At 59.9% G+C, this 3,827-nt stretch carries 1 protein-coding gene and 1 pseudogene; both read left to right on the forward strand.

The features are described from left to right. The first annotated feature begins 857 nt into the window (after positions 1 to 857). Positions 858 to 2,284, forward strand: a pseudogene (locus GM910_RS26760) (metal-dependent hydrolase family protein). A gap of 369 nt (positions 2,285 to 2,653) precedes the next feature. Continuing rightward, the coding region (locus GM910_RS26765) for an AbgT family transporter (protein WP_159593925.1) at positions 2,654 to 3,827 on the forward strand (1,174 nt) is incomplete at its 3' end.

Raw genomic sequence — 3,827 nt, forward strand, 5'->3', positions numbered from 1 at the left:
CGTCATGGCGGGCGCTCCGAATCAACCGAGCACCCATGGAATCAGCCAACCCACAACAGCGAAAGCGCGTTAACCCGAGTTCGGGGCCATGCCCCCCTATAACCTATTGGTTTAGCATGGTTTTTGTTGTATTGATTGGTTGCGGGGCTCGCAACTACCGATACCGACATTCGCTTGCGGTTCCTGTGTGATACCTCGCGCCACCCTCACCGATGCGGCGAAAGCAACCAAGGTCACGAGTCGACCCCTACCGGAAGTTCGTTAGACCTGACCGAATTCACGCTCATGACCCAATCCCGACGCCAAGGGTCTGCCGCACAAATGCGTTCTATCTGGGGAGAGCAGTCCTAGCGAAGAGGTGCTTCGACAAACGCGGGATCAGGTCCAGACATCAGGGGGCTGCCATCTCCTTCGGAACGGTGATTACTGCCGTTAACCAAATAATGGGAGTTTGTTGTGCCTCGCATCTGTTGGCACTCGACCGAGGGCCCTAAGCATAGTAGTCTCGAAGCTGGGTTGCGGGCAGCCTCAAGTGGCGGAGAGCATTGCCATGCCCGTAGAGGGTGAAAAACCCAACCTGTTAATCGGTAATCTCAGCGGGTTGATCTTTGTCGTTCTGGGCTTTCTGCTGACAGCGTCAGGTTACAGAGCCGCGTCGACAGGATACATCGCTGCCGGAATCGTTCTCATCGCCATAGGCTCTGCGCTGATGGTGCGCAAGATAGTCCGACGCAATCAAAGCAACCGACCATGACGGCAGCCAAGCAGGAGGGCGTAACACCCGGTCTTGGCGCTCAAGACGCAGACGCGAGACTTCCTGCGCCGTAGCCACCCACACCTGAAGCTGGATGATTGCCATGCATCACAAATCTAGCGAACTGCCGGAATTGGTCGAAGTCAGGTTTGTGGCGCATGCCATGTCCCACGCAGCAGCCGTGTTCTCCCTTGCCCGCACAGCTTTCAAGAGGCTCCTCTCAGGCCGGCAATGGCTTGCGGCAGCTCTCGCGGTCGGATTTTGCGCGACTGCCAGCGCCGATGACATCCTTTTCGAGAACGTCCGCATCTTCGATGGAAAAGGAGCGGCTCTCCGTCGAACGTGCTGGTTCAGGGCAATTTGATCGCGCGTATCTCAACGGATCACGTCGAGGCCGAAGGCGCCGAGCGCATCGCCGGCAACGGGCGAACGCTGATGCCTGGGCTGATCGATGCGCACTGGCACGCGATGCTGATTGCGACCACCCCGGCAGAGGCGATGGAAGACATCGGCTTCGCCAATCTCGCGGCCGGCGACGAGGCGACGGATACGCTGATGCGCGGCTTCACCACCGTCCGCGACGTAGGCGGGCCGGCGTTCGGCCTCAAGCGCGCGATAGACCGTGGCATCATCGTGGGACCGCGCATTTACCCTTCCGGCGCCATGATCACCGTGACCAGCGGGCATGGGGATTTCCGTCAGCTCAGCGACCTGCCTCGGAGGATCGGCGGCTTGTTCACACCCATGGAGGGGACCGGCGCCGCCATGGTCGTGGACAGCCCCGACGAGGCGCGTTTGCGTGCCCGCGAGCAGTTCATGCAGGGGGCTGTGCTGCTCAAGCTGACGGCGGGCGGCGGCGTGTCTTCACCCTTCAGCCCGCTCGACGTCACCACCTTCACCGCGCCCGAATTGCGGGCTGCCGTTGAAATTGCCGAGAATTGGGGCACCTACGTGGCCGCGCACGCCTTCACGCCGGAAGCGATCGAAATGGCTATTGCAGCCGGTGTGAAGTGCATCGAACACGGCTTCCTTATGAGCGAGGCAGACGCCAAGCTGATCGCAGAAAAAGGCATTTGGCTTAGCTTGCAGCCGCTTCATGAATTGATGAGGACAGGCCTCCGGGAGGGTTCGGTCGAGCGAGCCAAGGCGGACGAGGTATGGCCCGGCATCGGCCGGACGTACGAGCTGGCGAAGAAGTACAAGATCAAGACGGCGTGGGGTACGGATGTCCTGTTCTCCCGCGCGATGGCGCAGCAGCAGGGGGCAATTCTGGCCTCGCTTGTCCGTTGGTACACACCTGCCGAAGCGCTTGCCATGGCGACCGGGACCAACGCCGAGCTGCTGGCGCTTTCCGGCAAACGCAACCCCTATCCGGGAAAGCTCGGTCTCGTCGAGGAAGGTGCTCTTGCCGATCTCCTGCTCGTCGAAGGCAATCCGTTGGAAAACATCGACCTCGTGGCCGATCCTGCCAACAACTTCAAGATCATCATGAAGGACGGCGTCATCTACAAGAACACGCTGGCCGAATGAGGATCAGCTGTGCTTTTGCGACCGCAGTGTTCAGGTACTCATTTTCCGAGGGGTGTTCATGGAAACTCCTACCAAAGCGCACCAACGGCTCGCGGCTCTTCCGGAACCGAGCGAGACTAGCAATAGCCGCCACCCCTCCGCATCGGCTCAAAGTCCAAAGTCTGCGCGGATCATCCCAATCTTGAATTTTCGTTGGCAGGACAATCCCTGTGAAAAGATTGCCACACTGATTTCGGGACAGACGGCCAAGGTTTTTGGATTCTGCGCTCATGACTCGCTGCCATGGAGAGCTAAGCTCAAGGCATTGCCCAGAGGGCGATCTCGGAGCCGTAGCCCGCCGCAGCTGTTCCAATGGGGAGGAAGGCAGATATGTCCACCGCGAACGCGGCTCCAAAAACCGCAATGCAACGATTCCTCGACGGTGTCGAACGAGTGGGGAACATGGTTCCTCATCCGGTCGTCATCTTCCTGATCCTGATTGCAATTGTCATCGCGTTATCAGCTGTGCTGGGCATGTTGGGCGCGGCGGTCAGCTTCGAGCGCATCAATTCGGACACGCACGAAATCGAGATTGCGAGCACGGAAATACGCAGTCTGATCAACGCGGACGGCATTCGCTTCATGTACGAGTCGCTCGTTCCCAACTTCATGGCCTTTACCGCCGTGGGCCTCATGATCGCCGCCATGATCGGCGCCGGCGTCGCCGAGGAGTCGGGCCTTGTCACCGCGCTGATCCACAAGCTCGTAATTGTGTCGCCTCACTGGGCGCTCACCTACATCCTGGCCTTTGTCGGCATACTGGCCAGCATTGCCGCTGATGCGGGCTACCTTGTCCTGATCCCCCTCGCGGGCATCGCCTACCTTGCTGTCGGGCGGCACCCTTTGGCCGGCCTGGCGCTGGGTTTTGCCGCCGTCGCCGCCGCCTTCACCGTCAACATGCTGATAAAGCCGCTCGACACGGTTCTCGTCGAGTTCACCAATGACGCGGCTCATCTCGTCGACCCCACCAGATCGATCGGCCTGGCGTCGAACCTCTGGTTCTCCTTTGCATCGGTGCTGTTTCTGACGGTGATCATCGCATTCATATCCGATCGCATCATCGAACCACGCCTTGGAACTTATCGTCCCGAGAGCGCCTCCGAGGGCACCACGACCGACCAGAGCGCCATGCTTGGGGAGCAGGAGACACGCGGTTTACGCTTCGCCGGCTTCGGACTGCTCGGCCTGGTCGTGGTCTTCTACTTGCTGACGATCCCGGCGTGGGGGCCGCTGCGCAACCCGACCACCGGCGAACTGATCGGCAACTCGCCATTCATGGGCGGCCTCATAACCCTTATCGTCCTCATGTTTCTGGTGACCGGCTGGGCGTACGGCATCGGCGCCGGAACCCTGCGCACCCTGACGGAGGTGATCGGCGCGATCGAGAAGTCGATCAAGAATATGGGTGGTACTATCTGTTTGATCCCGCATTTTGATGGTGCATTGTTTTCCCAGGAATGGAAGGATGCACTATGGGACAGGTTCTTCACGGCAGCGCCACAAC

This window comes from Chelativorans xinjiangensis (assembly GCF_009812055.1).
Lineage (GTDB): Bacteria > Pseudomonadota > Alphaproteobacteria > Rhizobiales > Rhizobiaceae > Chelativorans > Chelativorans xinjiangense.